This window comes from Saprospira grandis (genome assembly GCF_027594745.1).
In the GTDB taxonomy this organism is placed as follows: Bacteria; Bacteroidota; Bacteroidia; order Chitinophagales; family Saprospiraceae; genus Saprospira; species Saprospira grandis.
Window position 1 is genome coordinate 182,581 of sequence record NZ_CP110854.1, and the last position, 18,286, is coordinate 200,866.

At 39.9% G+C, this 18,286-nt stretch carries 18 protein-coding genes; 4 read left to right on the top strand and 14 right to left on the bottom strand.

What is annotated here, in order from left to right:
• Positions 1-11 precede the first annotated feature (11 nt).
• The gene (locus tag OP864_RS00695; RefSeq protein WP_270099408.1) at positions 12-524 is read right to left on the bottom strand and encodes a DUF3124 domain-containing protein; all 513 of its coding nucleotides are present in this window, start codon (positions 522-524) and stop codon (positions 12-14) included.
• A gap of 224 nt (positions 525-748) precedes the next feature.
• Complete coding sequence (locus OP864_RS00700) at positions 749-1,591, bottom strand: NmrA family NAD(P)-binding protein (RefSeq protein WP_270099409.1); 843 nt, start codon at positions 1,589-1,591, stop codon at positions 749-751.
• Positions 1,592-1,720: 129 nt separating this feature from the next.
• Here OP864_RS00700 and OP864_RS00705 point away from each other — a divergent pair, with 129 nt between their 5' ends.
• The gene (locus tag OP864_RS00705) at positions 1,721-2,113 is read left to right on the top strand and encodes a winged helix-turn-helix transcriptional regulator (protein WP_270099410.1); all 393 of its coding nucleotides are present in this window, start codon (positions 1,721-1,723) and stop codon (positions 2,111-2,113) included.
• Between the two features lie 1,152 nt (positions 2,114-3,265).
• On the opposite strand, the gene OP864_RS00710 is transcribed toward OP864_RS00705, so the two are convergent.
• The 9 genes from OP864_RS00710 to cmr1 all read right to left on the bottom strand — a co-directional run bounded on the left by OP864_RS00710 (position 3,266) and on the right by cmr1 (position 12,677).
• A complete protein-coding gene (locus OP864_RS00710) occupies positions 3,266-4,114 on the bottom strand; it encodes a hypothetical protein (RefSeq protein WP_270099411.1) in 849 nt (282 codons plus the stop codon).
• Positions 4,115-4,151: 37 nt separating this feature from the next.
• On the bottom strand, positions 4,152-4,610 hold the full coding sequence (locus tag OP864_RS00715) for a hypothetical protein (protein ID WP_270099412.1): 459 nt from the start codon (positions 4,608-4,610) through the stop codon (positions 4,152-4,154).
• A gap of 119 nt (positions 4,611-4,729) precedes the next feature.
• Positions 4,730-5,557, bottom strand: a complete 828-nt coding sequence (cmr6, locus tag OP864_RS00720; RefSeq protein ID WP_270099413.1) for a type III-B CRISPR module RAMP protein Cmr6 — start codon at positions 5,555-5,557, stop codon at positions 4,730-4,732.
• 12 nt (positions 5,558-5,569) lie between these two features.
• Positions 5,570-5,989: a type III-B CRISPR module-associated protein Cmr5 gene (gene cmr5 / locus OP864_RS00725; RefSeq protein WP_270099414.1), complete on the bottom strand. Its 420-nt coding sequence runs from the start codon at positions 5,987-5,989 to the stop codon at positions 5,570-5,572.
• Between the two features lie 21 nt (positions 5,990-6,010).
• Positions 6,011-6,877 carry a type III-B CRISPR module RAMP protein Cmr4 gene (cmr4, locus tag OP864_RS00730; protein ID WP_270099415.1) on the bottom strand — a complete coding sequence of 289 codons (867 nt, stop codon included), beginning with the start codon at positions 6,875-6,877 and terminating at the stop codon, positions 6,011-6,013.
• A 12-nt stretch (positions 6,878-6,889) separates the two neighbouring features.
• The gene (locus OP864_RS00735; protein ID WP_270099416.1) at positions 6,890-8,725 is read right to left on the bottom strand and encodes a hypothetical protein; all 1,836 of its coding nucleotides are present in this window, start codon (positions 8,723-8,725) and stop codon (positions 6,890-6,892) included.
• A 6-nt stretch (positions 8,726-8,731) separates the two neighbouring features.
• Positions 8,732-9,850 carry a type III-B CRISPR module-associated protein Cmr3 gene (gene cmr3 / locus OP864_RS00740; RefSeq protein ID WP_270099417.1) on the bottom strand — a complete coding sequence of 373 codons (1,119 nt, stop codon included), beginning with the start codon at positions 9,848-9,850 and terminating at the stop codon, positions 8,732-8,734.
• Positions 9,851-9,859: 9 nt separating this feature from the next.
• Positions 9,860-11,734 carry a type III-B CRISPR-associated protein Cas10/Cmr2 gene (gene cas10, locus OP864_RS00745; protein ID WP_270099418.1) on the bottom strand — a complete coding sequence of 625 codons (1,875 nt, stop codon included), beginning with the start codon at positions 11,732-11,734 and terminating at the stop codon, positions 9,860-9,862.
• Complete coding sequence (gene cmr1 / locus OP864_RS00750) at positions 11,721-12,677, bottom strand: type III-B CRISPR module RAMP protein Cmr1 (protein ID WP_270099419.1); 957 nt, start codon at positions 12,675-12,677, stop codon at positions 11,721-11,723. The genes cas10 and cmr1 overlap by 14 nt, the downstream gene beginning before the upstream one ends.
• Here cmr1 and OP864_RS00755 point away from each other — a divergent pair.
• On the top strand, positions 12,672-13,103 hold the full coding sequence (locus tag OP864_RS00755; RefSeq protein WP_270099420.1) for a hypothetical protein: 432 nt from the start codon (positions 12,672-12,674) through the stop codon (positions 13,101-13,103). The genes cmr1 and OP864_RS00755 overlap by 6 nt on opposite strands.
• Positions 13,104-14,185: 1,082 nt before the next feature.
• Here OP864_RS00755 and OP864_RS00760 read toward each other — a convergent pair.
• The 3 genes from OP864_RS00760 to OP864_RS00770 are packed head-to-tail and all read right to left on the bottom strand — an operon-like array spanning position 14,186 to position 16,874.
• Positions 14,186-14,806: a CatA-like O-acetyltransferase gene (locus tag OP864_RS00760; protein WP_270099421.1), complete on the bottom strand. Its 621-nt coding sequence runs from the start codon at positions 14,804-14,806 to the stop codon at positions 14,186-14,188.
• A 54-nt stretch (positions 14,807-14,860) separates the two neighbouring features.
• Entirely contained in the window at positions 14,861-15,499 is a 639-nt protein-coding gene (locus OP864_RS00765) for an ABC transporter ATP-binding protein (RefSeq protein ID WP_014373210.1), read from the bottom strand.
• Between the two features lies 1 nt (position 15,500).
• Positions 15,501-16,874 carry a TlpA family protein disulfide reductase gene (locus OP864_RS00770; protein WP_270099422.1) on the bottom strand — a complete coding sequence of 458 codons (1,374 nt, stop codon included), beginning with the start codon at positions 16,872-16,874 and terminating at the stop codon, positions 15,501-15,503.
• Between OP864_RS00770 and OP864_RS00775 the strand changes: the two genes are divergently transcribed.
• Positions 16,868-17,080 (top strand): hypothetical protein, encoded by a 213-nt coding sequence (locus tag OP864_RS00775; RefSeq protein ID WP_270099423.1) that lies wholly within the window; start codon positions 16,868-16,870, stop codon positions 17,078-17,080. The two genes, OP864_RS00770 and OP864_RS00775, sit on opposite strands and share 7 nt — an antisense overlap.
• Before the next feature lie 138 nt (positions 17,081-17,218).
• A complete protein-coding gene (locus OP864_RS00780) occupies positions 17,219-18,166 on the top strand; it encodes a magnesium transporter CorA family protein (RefSeq protein WP_270099424.1) in 948 nt (315 codons plus the stop codon).
• Positions 18,167-18,286: the final 120 nt, after the last annotated feature.

An 18,286-nucleotide genomic window follows, 5' to 3' on the forward strand; every position in this document is an offset into this window, starting at 1 on the left:
TCGCTTCTATTTTAATCAATTTGCTCGGCTTGGGTCCGAAAAGACAGCCCTTGTTGGCCCGAAGTAGAAATCATAATGGCTTCAAAAATGGGCCTTGGTCCAGCTTCTTGCGCCCAGTTGATGATAAAACTGGCGCCCGTTCCGCCTTCCTTGTCTTTTTCGTTCAAAACTAAAGAAAGGGTTTGCAAAGGGCGCAAAAAAATGGGTTGCTCCAAATAATTTCGCAATAATTTGCCCTCCCCATTATAATAATCGAGCTGAGAAATATACAAACTATCTTTGGGCGAGCGGTTGCGCAAACTCAAAGTCACGGTCAATTGATGTTGGCGGCCCTCATGCAGTGAAAAAACGGCGGGATAAACAGAAAGGTAACTTTTTTTCTCCTCTCCTTTGATGGGCGTCAATAATTGCTGGGCGGCCGTTTGCTCCTCCCAAATCGGACTTTTTGTCGAGCTTTTTTCTGTAGACAAAGGCTGGCAGGCCGATAAAAATAGAAGCAAAGAAAATAAAGAGATCCATTTCATAGCGCTTTTTTTGGGAAGATACTACTTTTTCATTTTTCTGACGGTTTTTTTGGGGGCTGCCCCTGCGCTTCGCTTGGGTCGGGCTATGGCGCAGCTCGCAGGTCTGTTCGGCCCTGTGAGCCCCGCAGCATAGCGGCGGCCAAACTAGGCAATGCCTTGTTTGGCCGCGGGCCCCAAAAAATAATTTTCTGGAAACAGTAAGCTATTTTTTGCTCTATTTTAGTTTAAGCAAACAATTCCTTTAGGCCTTCTGCATGGCTGCTAGGCGCTTTGCCCAAAATTGCGCTTAGATCGCTGGGACGATCAACAATGAACTGGCCGGCTTGCATATCTTGGCAAAAACCCAACAACATTTGTTGTACTGGCTCGGGCAAGCCCATTTTATTGAGCTGCGTCAAATAATCGGCCTCTGTGAGCGAAACAAAAGGGACATCCAACTGCTTAGCAATTTCTGCAAAGCTGAGGGTTTCGGGATGATATAGTTCATAATATTTTTTCTCTAGCTTATCGGCTAAAAGTAGTTTGGCCGCAACTTGGGCCAATTCGCTACGCAAAACAAAAGGCACGGCTCCCGATTTGATTGGCAGATAAATACCCTGCGGTTGAGGGCCCAAAAAGAAATCTTTGAGCACATCTAAGTAAAGCGTATTGCGCAAACTAGCAGCCGACTCAAAATTGGCGGCCATAATATGTTTTTCCGTTTCAAAGTGATCGCTCATCATTCCTTTTAGGGCTGCATCTTCAACTGATTTCATGCTTATGCTAGTATAAAGTACGCGTTTCACGCCTGCTTCCTTAGCTGCATCCACAAAATTTTTGTGTTGCTCTAGACGATGAGGATCTGCGCCAGAAATGAGCATAAGCGTATCAATGCCCTGCATGGCTTGAGCAATGGCGGCTTTATTATCATAATCGCCAAGGGCAAGTTCTACGCCCAAATCCTTTAGGAATTTTGCTTTTTCTTCATTGCGTACATAAGCGCGAATTTCTTTGGCCGAAACACTTTTGAGAAGTTCGCGAATAATTCCTTGGCCCAATTGGCCTGTTGCAGCATTAACTAAAATCATATTTACCTTCTTTAGTGGGTCAAAAATTTTTTCTTTCACAAATCTACAGTAAATTGACTTCTCTTTATATAGTACTATACTATTGTATAGCGCTATACTAGAGTATATCACAGAAAAAACTACGCTAAAATGAGTAATAATTATTTTAACGGCATTAAATGTCCGAAAGAATATGTTTTGGCCCTCAATGACAGCTTGAATGCGGTGACGGGCAAATGGAAACTGGCGATTGTAAGTTGTCTTTTTTTTGAGGCCAAGCGATTTTCAGGCATTCAAGAGATGTTGCCTCAAATTAGCCCTAGAATGTTGTCTAAAGAACTTAAAGAGTTGGAGCTCAATGGCATTTTGATTCGTAAAGTTTATGATCAAACGCCTGTATTGATTCAATATGAACTCACGAGTTCGGGCCATGCGCTCAAAAAAGTTTTGGACCAGATGGTTAGTTGGGGCTTAGCACATCGAGAAAAACAGATGAGAAAAGACCAGAGCAGTTTTCTCACCGAAGAAAAAAGTCAGCGATAAAAAACAATTGATATTATTTCTCCCAAAAAATCTCATCGAAACCCCAGGGCCAAGGTCCTAGGCTAAGAAAAAAATTGTGGAAAAAAATCATTCATCGCCATTCGGCCAGCTTTTCCCAAAGAGAAATTTTCATCCCTGTTTTTTTATGGAGGTTTTTAAACCTCCATTTAAAATGAAATGCCTTTTTGTTGCCTGGCTGTAGGTTTCAACCTACAGACCACCGCAGTTTTTTCACCGCAGAAAAATTTCCTTGTTTTTTAACCCAACCGTTATTTGAAAGCCGCTATTTGAAAGGGGGATTTTTATATCCCCAAAAATTTCATAGAAACTTGATGGTTGTGCTTGGGTGCTTGTTGTTTTTCTTGGTTGTTTTGGAACAGTGGCTTAAAACCCACTGCAAAAAGGGAGGCCGTTCTACTTCCAAAAAAAATGAGCCGATGGTTGAAACCATCGGCCCATGAAAGATAAACTAAAAATCTTTTCCATTTTCAAGCAAACAAGGGCTTTAGCCCGCCAGTTTGCATAGATTCGCAAGCATGGGCTTTAGTCCATGGCCATAAAACAATTCTACACTTAAACTCCACACAAAAAAAGTCAGCAATAAAAACAATTGCTATTATTACCGCCCTGGGCTGAAGCCCAGGGTTGTAGACTTGAGCGAACTAGCGGACTAAAGTCCTTGTTCGCTTTTTTTTCTTGGCTTTTTTTGAACGATTAGTTTTTTTCCAGTACAAAAAAATTCATTGTTTTTTAGCCCAATCACTAATTGAAAGCCGCTATTTGAAAGGGCGAATTAAGGGCCGAAGAAAAAAGTTTAGAGAAAAAATACAGATAAGCGGCCTAGCGATGCGGCGGGGTGGCCGCAGGCCAGACCGAGTTTTTTTCGCTACGCTCAAAAAACGACAACAAGGCTGAAAGTCGCAGTTCGATGACCGAAGGGAATAACGGCCGAGCGACCCGACCAACGGGAGCCGACGCAGCGAAGCAAGTAACAGCGAGCCCCAAAGCGTAGCGCCGCAAGGCGAAGCCGAAGCGGAGGCCCCAAAAAAATCGCATTAAAAAATGAAGCGTCTTGAAATAGAAAAGCATTTCGTGTTAAAAAAATGAGCCGAAGGTTAAAACCATCGGCTTATGAAATTTGAAAGGGGGAAACTACTTTCCTGTTGTTATTCTGCGGTGAAGATTATGCAACCATCTTTGGGTTCCTTTTGTATCCTTCCATAGATATCTTGCCGCACTGACATAAGACTGTGCTTCCTCATCCAGAGCAAAAATACCTCTAGCTTGCATATCTTCCCAACTAAGCGATAATTTAGCATTCATTAGATATATGGTAATCAATGGATTTAACTGATCGGCTTTTACTAATAGACTATTTGCTTTTGGGCTACGTCCTTTTTCTTTTTTAAACAAATAGAGGGCATGATTAAACAAGAATCCTGCTTCTACCTCTTGTCCTTCATACATCTGCAACAACTCCTCGAAAGCCTCATCCTCTTCAAACTCCAACAGGAGGACTCCGTAAAAAACTTTTAGATTTAAATGATCTTTGGGGTCAAGTTCCAATATTGTTTGATATTCTGACATCGCTGCATCAATATAGTCACTCTTTAGTAAATCCTCTGCATATTCGGCCTTTATCCTTAAATAAGAACGGGCATGTTCGTTCTCCCAAAAGTCTTGACCTCTAACCACTAAAGACTCTTTAAGGACTCTTTCGTATCTAGTGCTGCCTAGCTTATTCCAAAAATAAACTTCTATTTCCTCCTGCCCCTCATATTCTCCAAGCTTCGCATAAACCTTTGGATTATTTGGATCTAAATGCAAAGCTTTTTGTAGCAGGATCAAGCCCTCTTCCGTTACAGCATCTCCAAGCTGATCTACTATTGCTTCGGCCTCATGTATATCTTCTAGACTATCGGCAAATGTCTTCTCTGGATTAAAAAAACTGCCATTAAGTAGTGCCTCTCTAATTTGGACGATATCCTTATATATTTTCATATTTTTTTGCAAACCTACTATAATTTTCGGTAAAAGCTTAGGCTGCCTGTCCCAAAATTATGGGATGCGCTTTTTGGGTTTGCATCAGCTCCCATCCTTGCAAAAGCAACTGATAATAAAGGGCAATAAAGCGGTTGAGTAACCTTAAAGGCGCTTGCAACAAAGATAAATTTGAAGAACTGCTCTGCGGGTTCTCCTTTTTTGCTGCTTTCTTCGGCAAATCTTTTTGCGATTGCCCTGCCAATAAGCCCAAGCTAATGAGTTGCTCATAAATTTGCGCCAGCTCTTGCAGCTCCGCATAAATTTGCTCGGGCTGGCCCAACGCCCGAAAAATAAGAAGGAACTCCCCAAACAAAAATTTTCTGCGGCCAATAAATTCATCCAAGCCCGCCGCCCTTAGGCGTTTGCGCAAGGTGGGATAAGAAATGCCGTAAAATACCTTGAGCATTTTTTTGCTCAGTTTATAATCTTGAAGTTTTTGCTGGAGATTGATCATGGGGCCGTATTTTTTTGTTGTTTCTAAAGTTAAGTTTATTTTTTGGGGATTGCAAGCGTAAGCAAAAAAAAACGGCAGAAAAATCTCGATGATTTTTCTGCCGTGGTATTTGAAAGGGGTTATTTGAAAAAGCCGTAGCCTACTGCGGTTTTGGCGCCTAGGCCGTGGTTTTGGAGGGCTTGGGTGAGTTTAGTTTTTATTTCTTCTAAATCTTCTTTAGAACCCTCTTTTAAAGCAAAAGCAAACTGAAATTTTGCATCTTTTAGACTCATAAAAAATACGGGAACAGGGCTTTGCCAATCTGCTGGTGGAGTTTTACCATCACTATACCATTTAGGATAATGACTGTTAATTATATCTGGAGCTAGTTTAACTTTGTAAGGAAAAGCATCGAAAAAAGTAATTTTTCCCTTAGCAGCATTTTTTGTCTCTTCGTCAGAAAATCCCAACCAACTACTCACTAAAGATTCATTTCCTTCATCTTCCAAATAGCGTCTAAAAACTGCTTTTATGGCTGTTGCAGGAATATAAGGTACTGCATAAGTATGGTGCAGACAAATTCCTGTTTCATAAACAGAAGATATTCCCAGACCAATAGCCATGCTCCCATCTACCTCTAAATCAAAACAAGTACTAGAATTAGGAAATAATCCCTCTACTACGTCTTTTTGATCTTTTACAAGGCCTTCTAGCTTAGCAGAAGGGAAAAAAGCATTCTGATCTGTATTGGACCTCATAGTATGTCCACAAAGGGTTTTTATTTTTTTGGGTTTTTTATTTTTTCTGGTTTTATCCTCTTCCTCTTCCCAAAAAAATTGAAAGTCATCCTCTTTGTCCCAATGTGGATAGTGATAATACAGTATAGAAAAATTTAATTCAGTCACCTTATCTTCCAGCCCATTTTGGGCTATTGGCAAACGCCGGTCTTTAAAGAATGAAATACTCATAAGTCATTTATTTTAAGCGTCTTCAGGTAAAAGATTCTTCAACCAAGCCAGTAATTTCAAGGCTTCTCTTTGTGCTTGACGATATTCAGCATTATCCATTTCGATTAAAACGTTTATTACCTTTTTTTGCCATACAGGACCAATAAAGTGTATAAGGGTAAATTTGTTTTTTAGAATTTCACTCTCAGTCTTCCAAAAGTTTGCTACATCCTTAAACAAATTCCCCCAAGCAGGAGCATCTCCAGAAGGACTACTAGCAGTAGAAGACTTTTTAGACTTCTGTGCAGCAAAAGCCATAGCTGCACGTAAACCAGAATTATGTATCATCATAGAAAACGACTTAACATAGCTGGCATATTTTCCTTCTCTACCCTCTACGTTTTTTACACATTCTAAGGCATAAGCAGCCAATTTCTGATCTGTATTTCGCATTATTAACATAGTTCTTTTTATTTATTGTGCTGAGTAAATAGTTGCTTTGACAATTCCCTTCCCTAAGCTAGCATCTCCGCCAATCTGAAAATATTTCAGAGGAGCATCATCTTCTAAAAAGAACTTCTCAAACGCATTCATAATATGAACTGCCGAACTTTCTTTATCTTTAAAATCTTTTCGAGCAAAACACATATTGTATAAAATACTTTCTGCAGGCAAAAACTCTTCATTAAAGAGGTTTTCAGCTGTTCCTTTCTCAGATATTTTATTACGAGTAATTACTTCTGTATGTAGTTCTACAATATCTTTGAACTCATCATCTGGTACAATCAATAGCTTTTGAGCTAAATTTTTGATAGACAAAATAGTTCCTAGCTTTTGAGCAAAAGCAGTAACCTCTGTTCGTTTTTCTGCCGTATAGCTATAGTCTTCCAAAACTAGATTAGTATTTTTTACAAAAAGCTCACAATCATCCCCACAGTAAACCTTTTGTTTATCCTCAAAACGAGGAAAAGCTATATTAGTGCTAGTTCCACCACAAAGTTCAAAAGCATCTTTAAAGCTCTCTAAAACAGCAGGGCAAGTTACCCATGCAAAGGTTCCCCTTAGTGATTTCACAGGAAAAAATAGTAGTCGAACATCAGATAATGCCAGTGCTGCAGCATGGTCTCCACTATTTTTAGAGCCCATTATCTTATCTACTTTTTCACCTACACTTTCTAGACGCTCACGCATAGCTCCCTTCAAAGAAGAAGCCTCCACTTTTGGATACCCCGTATGCTTCTCTCGCTGAATGGGTAAATCAATATAGCCTAAATCATTTCCTGATCCCGCATGTACAGGGCTTTTGGCCTGTAGGAATAAAATTTTATTTTCTGTAAACATAGTGTTATTGTTTTATTTTAGATTTTTCACAAAACTTTCTTGTATTAACTTCCACTGAATCCCTTTTCCTGGATTTAGAAGAGCCTCAGCCCATTTAAGTTTTCCATCACTACCCTTTTCCACTTTAGAAACACACATCCAAATATCAATAGATAAAGAAATATTTAATCTTTCCAACTCTTTTTGAATTTGTTCATCAGTACTCAAATACTCGACAATCTCCTTTGCTTTTTCATCAACTCCTTTTTTCACAAATGGAAAACTATATAAAGTAAATTCTTTAAACTTAAAGTCTAAAAAAACAATCCTAAAACCCAAAGAACTTACTCTACCCCATTTTTTATCATTAACAGGTAAATTAAAGCTCGCAGTCTTCAATTTTTCCTCCCAAAGCCCTATCTGTGTTAAAATCCTCGCTTTATACTGTGACTTTGTCTTATTAAGATTCTTTTTAGACAGAGCATTTTGAAAGGCCTGAATAGTTTTTATTTCTGAGAGACACCACTCAGCCTCCTCATTACCCGTACACCTAATCAGCTCCAAATCTACATCGTTTACAGATCTACAAACATTCTTTTCAGTAGTAGATAAGGCTTCTTTATCCTTATCACTGTAAAGACTTAATATATCTTTTTCTTTATCCCATAAAAAATTGTACCCTTCAAAAAATGGAGTTGGATTTAGTATCGTGTACTGATGTTCTTTATCAGGTTTAGTTTTTTTATTAAAATAAGCCCCTATCAAATGTTCTGCAATTTTTCCTAAAATATCTGCTTTATAAAATCCTTTATCATTGCTTAAATACTTTTTCAAGTATTTGCCTAAATAAGTGAGTTGATATTCACCATCTACTGCTCTAACAATAAATCTTGTTTTTAATTTTTCAGATGACCTAACCCTCATCTCCTTCAAACTTATAACTTCCTTTGTTTTTTTCTCTTCTTCAGTACATTCTTTTATTTGGTCCTCTTCTTTTAACTGTATAGCTTTCGTTAATGCATTAAATTCTTTAATGAAATGAGAGTACTCCATAATCAAATCCCAATCATAATCAATCGGAAACTGCTCTAGGGTAAAGAGTTCGTCACTTTCCTCATAGATATACTTAATGGGAACAGATAAAATCTGTGCAAAAACAGTCATTACTGGAATCATTGCTTTATAGCCCCCAGAAATATTTAGGACTAGCTGGTCTTTTTTGGATGAAGCTTGCTCACTCAAAATGCCAACAACTTCTAGCAAGTTATAAAGCCCTTTTTCTTGAAATTCTTTTAGGTTTTTCACCTGTAAACCAGCCACAGCAAAAGCTTGATCATCTACCTCAGACTGATAGTCAACTGACAGGTAGTTTCTTATTTCCTTTATTCCATCAGTAGTTTTTGGATTTTCTTCCAACAACTTACAACCAACTACTTCTATCTCTACTTCTTTAGCCGCTGCACCTTCTTTATAAATGCCTGAACTAAAAAAATGGGCTACAATACGAGCCGCAGAACAACCTTCTGCGGTATCTGTTGCAACAAAGTACAACTTTACTTTAGCCCCCTTTTCAAGCTTAGCCTCTTCAATGATTTTGATGATAGACTGAATTTCTGCGGATGCTTCGACATTGACATCAGTCTCACTAGCTTTAAGCCAGTAGTCCTTTTTTTTTCTATACTTTTTTAGCCAATTCTCAAAGACACCTTCTGGTGGCCAATACTCTATGTCTTCTTCCTCTGACTCTCGGTTAGATTTTATTTTGTCACGTAAATCATCCAACTTCAAATCATCAATTGGCTTCGTGTTTTTATCCGATATAAAATTAGAGTATATAGAAGTTCCTACCGTGCTAATTATATGCAACATATCCAATTACTTTTTCGCTAGCTTAAACAAACCGTAGCCCTGCTTTCGGTCAGCTTCAACTTTGCATAATGAAAATTTTCCGTTAAAAAAACTGTTAATTTGAGCTTCTGAACTTGCTCTATAATAATAGACTGAACCTGCGGGAACTGCTTTTCTAAGTGGTTTGGGACATTTTTTTGCTAAGTCAAATCCACCTATAGCTACAGGGCTACCAACAACTGCTGTAATTAGCTCAAAACCTGCATCTGCTAATTCTTGAGAAAACCAACCTTTTTCAAAAAAAGTAGGACTAGTTAATACTAACTTAAATACCGTGTCTAGCTTAATGGGCTTATTTTTTAGCTCAATTTCCTTTACCGCTAGTTTAGCCAATTTACCTTCGCCCCCTAACCGAATAAAACTTTTGTTTAAAACTGATAAGTCTGCAAGAGAACGAACCTTTACATTAAAACTCAGATCTTTTTTCATTCGTTTAAAACCAACTCTGTATAAGGCTCTATCATTGTCTGTTAAAAGCGTTCTTGCACTTTGATTTCCAATTTTAGGCTCCTCTACAAAAAGCTGATCTAATGTATATGCCTTTCTAACAGCATTATTAAAAACATCTGGCCCTTTCAAGTATTTATCATATACATTTTCTGCTAAAAGTCCTAGGGACAACAACTCAACTTTAGTATCTTTTTTTGTTAACACATCTATTTGCCCTAACCCCTTAGATAGAATTTGTTGTGATCCATCTCCCTCTTCTTCTCCTTCTAAATTCAACAAACATACTTCTGCATATTGTACCCCCCTCTTTTTATCCTCTTTTTCCTCCTCCTTCAGTCTATCTAATTTTTGAACTAAATCTAAAGGAAGTGGAAATAAGTCTCTAGTCTTATAGTTCAAATTAACCCCAATCACCTCAATACTCTTAGAAGGATCTTGATCTGTATCGACTAATTCTTCTTCTAAGATATGAGGATGTTGATATAAATAAGCAGAACGAATCGCTCCATATAAAACAGAAGGTGCTGGTGGAAAAAGTCCATTCCCCCAACTGTCATCTCCCATTGTAAACGGTTTGGCATCCCTAAAGAAAACGGTATCTAAAGGATTGATTGTCACTTCAAAAATCTTATCCATAGTTCTTATTTATTTGCGGTTTAGTTCTCTAGAAATAAATTCAGCGATGTCAATAAACGACATGAAATTTTGAAAGCCTCCATAGGTTTTTTCATGTGTTTCCTCATGTAGTTTATAAAGTACTTTCCAGTTAGATAGCCTGTCTTCAGTCGTTTCTTCCTTTACATTTAGTTGACGCTCCCATCGCTTTTGCAAATTACGCTTAAGCACATCTTGTAATTCATTTTTTAGTTTCCCATTTGTGCCAACTAAAGACCTGAACTGTTCTGCAAGTTTTTGATTAAACCGTTTGGACAATTCTTCCGCCTTATAGATAGAAGTAAGCTCATCTAAAAATTCTATAGGCCAGTATTCTTGTCCATCATTTTCAAAAGACCAAGGCCATACCGTTTCATGAATCTCTCCTGATCGTTTTAGAACAGCAATAGCAATCGCATTTTTTCCCTCAACTGCTTTTGCTCTATGCTCCATTCCTCTGGCCGCATTCAAAACAATTCCTAAAGGTGTTTTATAATGGCCTACTGCCAATCCCGCAGAAAAAGTGAGCTGGTATTCTTTTGTTTCCTTTTCGCCCATGCCCTCTCCTCTATTGACAATGCGGTCAAATTCTACTCTCAATCGTTTTAGCTGCGAAAAGACATAGTTCAAATTGAAAAAACCAACAAAATCGTCTCCTCCAGCATAAACAGTTCTTCCCCAAGCATTCTCATCTGTAATCTTCCTAGCTTTTTGAGCAAAATTTGCCAAGCGATTCGATAATCGCTGGTAATCTTCTTTACTTTCTGCAGCTTGAAGCTTTTTACCCATGTCATCAGCATCAAAAAATACTACTGCATAATATTTAGCTAATTTTCTTGGATTATCCTTGTCTCCCTTAATAAGCTTAAGGAGTTCATCACGTTTTTCAATGACAAGATTGCCTTTATCTAATGCAGATAAATCCAGATCATTTTCTTCAAAATGCTTTTTGGTCCAGTTATCTTCATAGTATAAATCCCAAGCATCATAATCCTTACGGCCTTGGTTTAAATGCTCTTTTTTTAAGGGTATACCAAGCTTATACTTACAGTCTAAAAGTGCTAACTCTATCGCTTTCAATTTTGCTTCATCATTTATTACCGACTCTATAGTTGGCCGTAATGCAATTTCAGCAATAGAAGGAAATAAGGCCATACCCTTTTTTTGTGCATAAAGTCTTTTCAAAAAAGATATAGCAGATAAGCCCTCTCCCTTTTTTAGAGCTCTGTAGTTTACACACCTCTGTTCATTAGCTCCTAAAATGGTGATGTCATCATCAAAAAGATATTTGTTCTTGCGAAGTTTTTCATCATCACTCGCCTTCTCTTCCTTATCGTTTTTGCGATAAATTTTCACATTATATTCTCCGTCGATCATGCATTTGCGTCCCTGTTCTTCAAAGAAAGCAAAATCTCTAATATTTTTTCGCTCCGCTAATTGACGCTCTAAGTCACCCAAGGCAGCAATAAATTCTTTGTCATCAGTATATTGAAGGCTACTATAATAGCAAGTAAAATAATCTTCTATCTGAGCAAACCAACTAGCAGGGAAAGATATACCTCCAGTTACATCTTTTTTTAAGTAGTCAAAAATATGCTTCTGTAATTCTTCAAAATGACTTTGCCAGTCAATAGTGGAAGCCCTACTTAATTCTGCTACAAAACGATTAGGTTTAGATTCTACTTCCTTATTTGGAAAAACAAATTCAACCTTAGGTTCTAAACTTTTAAGCTTTTCCATCGCCTGACCAATAAGGTCAGAAAGCATTCTACTCCCAACATACAGGTCCTGAGTTTTTCTTGCCTTAGAAATAAAAGACTGCACTGGGCCAATGGTAAATATGAATAGGTGTTTAGTAGTTATCATTATGTTCTCTTTTTTTTAGTAAAAAATCACCTTGATCAGACGAATTACAAACATTATCATTCATTCCATTTTCTTCATCATAAATCACCTGAGTCCAAGTCTTAAAGATACTATCATAAGACACTTCATTACCTAATGGGTATCCACTCAAATATTGATATGGAATAAATGTAATCCTATAATAGATCTCACCCTTTACCTCAAAAAAACTCATAAAAAAAAGCTTTGCGTGCCTCTCTGGAGTCTTCACATTAGGATATGGAGCTGCTACATAGACTTTTTTCTCATCATCAACTTTTTTCTTCCCATTATCTGCATAAATAAGTTTCAAATCAGATATTCCTACCTCCCAACTGCATACCGAGTAAACCCCTTCAAAAACTTTTACTTTTGATGAAAGTGCGGTATATGTTGCCTGTATTTCTTGTTTAAATGCAGAATATCTTAACACTATATCGATATCATCTACATTTGATGCTTTTATAGAACCAAAACCGTTACGGCCTTTTGCTCCCAAACCTCCAAATGCTACTAATGCGCTAAAGGCTGGCTTTATTTCTTTTTCTAAAATTTCTTTGTTGCGACATGATACAATAATATTAAACCGACTTCCCTCTTCAATGTAGTAGTTATCTTGAACTCCATAAGCCATGTACTTTACATCCATTGATACTTCCGGAGAAGAATTTTTAAATATTCGGTCAGAATACTTCACATTCACCTCCCGCACCCTTAACAACACTTTACTACGCTGCTCTGTATTCCCAAAAATCTCCCCCTCCCTCTTCTTCAACTCCTCCAACTCCAAATGCCCATTAAGTGCGCGCCACCAAAACCGCAGCGCCCCTTTTATACTTGGCGCTCGAAGCTCTGGCGTTTTTCCATCGGCCCCAGCCATAAACATGGGCGTAATGGTCTCGCATTCAAAAGTTATTGTGTGCATAAGCTTTTAGTTTTTGCTACAAAAAAAGGGCTGGCCGAAGCACATACTTCGACTAGCCCAATTATATTATGTATAAATATTTTTTCGCACGATTTATCTGTTTTGTCTTTAGGTTCCCCCAAATTAACTTTCCAAACCAAAAAAAGCAAGTTTTGCCCTTATTTTTCACAAAAAAGGAAGTCGCTGTCCAGCCTATCTAGAATATTTTATTTTTTTCTATTTTTTTTGGGGCTGCCCCTGCGCTTCGCTTGGGTCGGGCTATGTCGCAGCTCGCAGGTCTGCTCGGCCCTGCGTTTTTTTTCGCTGCGCTCAAAAAAACTGGGTCTGGCCTGCGGCCACTGCTTTCTATCCCTCAGCCGCTCATCTAGTTTTTTCAGGCCATTGTTTTTCTTCGGCAGTTTTGGTTTTGGTTTTTTGGACCTGTAGGTTGAAACCTACAGCCATACAACAAAGCTATTTTACATCTATAGTGCGGGGAGGATTAAAATCCTCCACCGCTTTAAACATGGGCGGTTTTTTTCTTCGGCGGTTGGAGCAGATTATTTTTCTTTAGTAGTTCTAGAGCAGTGGGTTAAAACCCACAGCAAAAAAGAATGCCGTTCTACATCCAAAAAAAATGAGCCGATGGTTAAAACCATCGGCTCATAAAAAATTAAACTAAAACCGTTTCCTTTTTTTTGGACGGTTATTTTTTTCTCTTGTTTTGATCCGCACAATTTTTTTAGCCCCAAAAAAATTCATTGTTTTTTGGCCCAATTGCTAATTGAAAGCCGCTATTTGAAAGGGGGATTTTTTATATCCCCAAAAATTTCATCGAAACCCCAGGGCCAAGGCCCTAGGCTAAGGAAAAAATTGTCATCCCCTCATCCGAGGGGATTTTTCTTGGCGGTTGTGCTTGGGTGGTTGTTGTTTTTCTTAATGGTTTTGAATCCATTAGTTTTTTCACCGCAGAAAAAGTCAGCGATAAAAACAATTGCTATTATTTCTGCCTCATAAATTTCATAGCAACCCCAGGGCCAAGGCCCTGGGCTAAGAAAAAAAATTATCATCCCCTCATACGAGGGGATTTTTCTTGGCGGTTGTTTTTTTGAAGTTTTTTTGGACCAGTGGGTTAAAACCCACCGCAAAAAAGCTAGCCATTCTACAGCCCAAAAAAATGAGCCGAAGGTTGAAACCATCGGCTCATGAAAAATTAAACTAAAACCGTTTCCTTTTTTTGGGGCGGTTATTTTTTTCTCTTGTTTTGATCAGCGTAATTTTTTTAGCGCCAAAAAAATTCATTGTTTTTTAGCCCAATTGCTAATTGAAAGCCGCTATTTGAAAGGGGGAAATTAAGGGCCGAAGAAAAAGAGTAGAGAAAAAAAGACAGATGAGCGGCCTAGCGATGTGAAGCAGTGCGGCAAAGCCGCAGACCCAGCAAAAAACTTGTTTTTTTGCGCAGGGCCGAGCAGACCTGCGAGCTGCGAAACGTAGCGCCGACGAGCGAAGCGAGGCGGAGGCCTCAAAAATTACTGATCCAAAAATAATTGAAAGCGCTCTATAAATTGCCCAATATGATATCCATCGAGCAAAGCATGATTGACGCTGATGGCCAAGGGCATGATCATTTTTTTGTCCCGCAGCAAAATTTTACCAAAAGATAAATGCGGAACACTCATGTCTTTGTCGCCAAAAAAGGGCTCTTTATGCGCCTTGAAATGCACCCAAGGAACAGCAGAACAATAAATGCAGCCCAAACTGCTGCGAGGCGGAAATAAATTGCGCGAATTAAATATCCGCTCTTTTTCTAAACGAAAACGCTCCGAAAAAAGCGCAAAATCCTCCGTATACTCCACATAAGAAAACCCAAAACTGTGATCGGGCCGAGCAATGGTGGCTGAAACATCTATGCGCTCGTAAATTCGGACCCGATCGCCTTCTATCCGATATTTTAAGGGCTCTATCTGGTTGATGGCCCGCAGACAAGCATGCAAATACAATAAAAAAACAGATTGCTTTTCGGCCTTGCTCCGAGCATAGATTTTTGTCAAATCCATCTCTACAGTTAGCGCAAAACTAGGGTCCTGAAATTTTCGAAAATGATCAAAAAGTTCTTTTCGATTCCAGTTTTCTATATCTAAATAGTTCATTTTCTTAGCTTAAAAAAGCGGCAGAAAAACTTTTGTTCTCCTGCCGCTTGGCCCCTAAAGGCGAATGCTTTTATCGTAGTTCAAAAAATAATCGTCGCCCAAACTGGCAATTAAAAAGCTGGCCTTTTCTTCCTCGCAACGGCGCTGAATCAGTTGGCAAGCCCGGCGAATATTTTCTTGGTCCAAATGCGCAAAGGGTTCGTCCATCAACAAAAGGGAAAAGGGCTGACTGAGCGCCCGAATGATCGCAATCCGCTGCTTTTGCCCATAAGATAAAAGCCCCGTGGGCCGATCCCAATGCTCCATCATGTCCAGTTCTTCGGCGGCAGCTTTGAGTTGGTCCAGATCCATGGCGGGATTCAATTCCTGCTTGAGGATTAAATTTTCCGCCATGCTGAGCTGGGGAAACAAACGCAAATCCTGAAAAATAATGGCCAATTCCTTTTGCCGCAAAAGCGCCCAATCTTCCGCAGAAAATTGTCGAATATCTTGGCCTTTCCATGAAATTTGACCGCTATAATCCTGACGCAAACCATAGAGCAAATGCTGAAATGTGGTTTTTCCTCGCCCCGATGGCGCCTCCAAAAAATAAGCGGTGCCCTCGACTAAGGCCCAATCACAGCCCCAAACTTCAGAGCTCGATAAATCTTTTTCGGCTAAAGGAAGCGGAATTAAATTTGAAAATTGAAACATCCTATTTTTTTTCAAAAAGTTCGGCCAACTTGGCTTCCAAAGCTGGCCCTCTTAAATTTTTGGCCAATACTCGGCCCTCGGCATCCAATAAAAGGGTAAAGGGAATGCCCCGAACGCCATATAGTTTTGCCGGTGCAGAGCTCCAGCCCTTCAAATCAGAAACATGATACCAGTCTAAACCGTCTTTTTCAATGGCTTTGAGCCAACGATCGCGATTGTTATCCAAGGAAACACCCAAAATTTCAAAGCCCTGATCTTTATATTTTTCATAAACTTTGCGCACATTCGGGTTCTCGCGGCGACAAGGCCCACACCAACTGGCCCAAAAATCAACCAACAGCACTTTTCCACGCAAATCCGATAGCTTGAGCATTTTGCCCTCTGGCGTGGCTACCTCAAAATCGGGCGCCAAACCACCAATAGGAGCGGCTCCACGAACCTGAATAATCTGCTGCTGAATAAAATTGTCCAATACTTCCGATTTTCCGCCATGAATTTTCTGATAACGCTCGGCATATTGCACAAATAATTCTTTTTGCTGAGCCGACAACAAGCCAAAGGCCACGCCCAACAAAGCCGACTGATGATGAGGACTCTCCTGCCCCACCGCATCCAAAGTTTTGTCCAAATAATTTTGCACTTCTTCCGCCGATAAGCCCACCCGACTCACATTAGTCGCATAGCTTTTAATCGCCTCATAAAAGAAGGGAATCCGCTTGAAGGTCCCATCAGAAAGGTCCGTAAACTGAAAATAAGTTTGGGCCAAATAATCGCCCTCTCTTTGCTCCGCCGAACTTTTGTTATTCTGATAAGACAAATAGGTATACAAGCCCACAATTTTGGCCAATTCGGGCTGCTCCTTCTTCAAAGCCAGCAAATATGACTTGCGGCGATAATCCAAAGCCTCCAGCTTTTTATCCAAATCCGCCAGCACTTTGGGCTCATTTACATTTTGCTTATAGGCCGAAACTAGGGCAAAAAAACTAGCACTTTGCTCCCGAATACTATCCAACATGGCCACAAAAGCCTGATTCGTCTTCGATTTTTTTATTTCATAGGCGTTAATGTCCTCACAAACGCCCGTCAAAATTACCTTTTTTTCATTGCCCAAATAAAGCGGCCGCATCTGGTTGAGCGAGGTCCCCAAATAATAGTTTCCTTCCTCCAAACTCCCACTATAACTATAGCGTTTTGCCGATTTCGAGCTCGTCAGTTCCATCGCACTAAAAGGCTCCACCTGCGTGCCGGTCCACTGAAAAAGCTGCAAATTTTCTAGCTCACAATCAGCGGCTAGCTCTACTTCTAAACTCATTTTTTTTTGTGCGCTCAAACTACCCGCAAGCAGTAGGAGCAAAAACATCCAACTTTTTGACATCTATCTTTTTTTTACTGATTTTTTTTGATTCTTTTTTGGGGCTGCCCCTCGCCTTCGGCTCGGGTCGGGCTGTGTCGCAGCTCGCTATTCGCTCGGCCCTGCGCTTTTTTTCGCTACGCTCAAAAAAGCTGGGTCTGGCCTTCGGCCACTGCTGTCCATCCCTCAGCCGAGGCGCTGCGCGCCTTGGCGGCGGCTTCGCCGCCTAAGCCAAGAAAACAACTAGCTAAAAGTACAAACTATTCCGAGCATTTAAAAATATGCTTAGGCTCCTTAAAAAGTATGCCTAGAATAAGCTAGAGCCTAAAGTTTATTGTAAGTTTGGAGCTTCTGAAAAATGTGACCAAATGATTCGTTATTACCGCCTAGAAGACCGCAAATTGCAAGAACTCAACGAAATGCAGGCCCCCTGCTGGGTCAATATTTCGCCTCCTTTCAATATTGCCAGCATAGAAGCCCTGGCCGAAGAGCTAGAGCTCGATCTCGATTATCTGACCGACCCTTTGGATATTGATGAACGGACCCGTTTCGAGTTTAGCGATGAGGCCAAGCTCATTATCTTAAATACGCCGGTGCTCAATGATCATAGCACCGAAGAGCGCACCCTTTATATTACGGTGCCCATGGGCCTTATCTGGACCCCCGACTATTTTATTACTATTTCTTCTTATGAAAACTCGGTCTTGCAGAGCTTTTTGGGCCAAAAGGTCAAGGACTTTGATCCTAGAGACCCTTCTTTATTTGTTTTGCAAATTTTGGAACAAAACGTCTATGCCTATTTGCGCTGCCTCAAAGATATTAACGTCCGTAGAAATGTAGTAGAGCAAGAGGTTTATGAATCTTCTAAGAATCGGGACCTCAAAAAGTTGCTCAATCTAGAAAAGTCTTTGGTTTATTTTGTCACCGAGCTCACCACCATCAATCAGTTGATGAGTAAGATCCAGCGGACCAATTTTTTAGGCATTCGGGGCGATGAGGAAAAAGAAGACCTCTTTGAGGATATCCTCATTGATAACCGCCAAGCCTTGGAGATGGCCCATATTTACTCCAATATTTTGGGGGGCACCATGGAAGCCCTGGCCTCTATGATTTCTAATAATTTGAATGAAGTCATGAAGCGGCTCACCGTCATTACTATTGTGTTGATGGTGCCCACCTTAGTGGCTAGTTTTTATGGCATGAACGTCAGTTTGCCCATGATGCAACACCCCAATGCCTTTTGGGCCTTAATGGGTATTGCCGTGCTTATTTCTATTATTTTGGTCCTCTTCTTTAGGAGCAAAAAACTGTTTTAGGTCCAGAAACTGCGAAGCCTAGGGCCTTGGCCCTAGGCGCCCCTAGGCGGCCTAGCGATGTGCAAGGGTGGCCGAAGGCCAGACCGAAGCGCGCAGCGCTGAAGGGCCGAGCAGACCTGC

What these genes read in the sequence shown, in the direction of transcription:
- OP864_RS00695 (WP_270099408.1), bottom strand. Translation starts at nt 524, where the DNA reads ATGAAATGGATCTCTTTATTTTCTTTGCTTCTATTTTTATCGGCCTGC.
- OP864_RS00700 (WP_270099409.1), bottom strand. Translation starts at nt 1,591, where the DNA reads ATGATTTTAGTTAATGCTGCAACAGGCCAATTGGGCCAAGGAATTATT.
- OP864_RS00705 (WP_270099410.1), top strand. Translation starts at nt 1,721, where the DNA reads ATGAGTAATAATTATTTTAACGGCATTAAATGTCCGAAAGAATATGTT.
- OP864_RS00710 (WP_270099411.1), bottom strand. Translation starts at nt 4,114, where the DNA reads ATGAAAATATATAAGGATATCGTCCAAATTAGAGAGGCACTACTTAAT.
- OP864_RS00715 (WP_270099412.1), bottom strand. Translation starts at nt 4,610, where the DNA reads ATGATCAATCTCCAGCAAAAACTTCAAGATTATAAACTGAGCAAAAAA.
- cmr6 (WP_270099413.1), bottom strand. Translation starts at nt 5,557, where the DNA reads ATGAGTATTTCATTCTTTAAAGACCGGCGTTTGCCAATAGCCCAAAAT.
- cmr5 (WP_270099414.1), bottom strand. Translation starts at nt 5,989, where the DNA reads ATGCGAAATACAGATCAGAAATTGGCTGCTTATGCCTTAGAATGTGTA.
- cmr4 (WP_270099415.1), bottom strand. Translation starts at nt 6,877, where the DNA reads ATGTTTACAGAAAATAAAATTTTATTCCTACAGGCCAAAAGCCCTGTA.
- OP864_RS00735 (WP_270099416.1), bottom strand. Translation starts at nt 8,725, where the DNA reads ATGTTGCATATAATTAGCACGGTAGGAACTTCTATATACTCTAATTTT.
- cmr3 (WP_270099417.1), bottom strand. Translation starts at nt 9,850, where the DNA reads ATGGATAAGATTTTTGAAGTGACAATCAATCCTTTAGATACCGTTTTC.
- cas10 (WP_270099418.1), bottom strand. Translation starts at nt 11,734, where the DNA reads ATGATAACTACTAAACACCTATTCATATTTACCATTGGCCCAGTGCAG.
- cmr1 (WP_270099419.1), bottom strand. Translation starts at nt 12,677, where the DNA reads ATGCACACAATAACTTTTGAATGCGAGACCATTACGCCCATGTTTATG.
- OP864_RS00760 (WP_270099421.1), bottom strand. Translation starts at nt 14,806, where the DNA reads ATGAACTATTTAGATATAGAAAACTGGAATCGAAAAGAACTTTTTGAT.
- OP864_RS00765 (WP_014373210.1), bottom strand. Translation starts at nt 15,499, where the DNA reads ATGTTTCAATTTTCAAATTTAATTCCGCTTCCTTTAGCCGAAAAAGAT.
- OP864_RS00770 (WP_270099422.1), bottom strand. Translation starts at nt 16,874, where the DNA reads ATGTCAAAAAGTTGGATGTTTTTGCTCCTACTGCTTGCGGGTAGTTTG.
- OP864_RS00780 (WP_270099424.1), top strand. Translation starts at nt 17,219, where the DNA reads ATGATTCGTTATTACCGCCTAGAAGACCGCAAATTGCAAGAACTCAAC.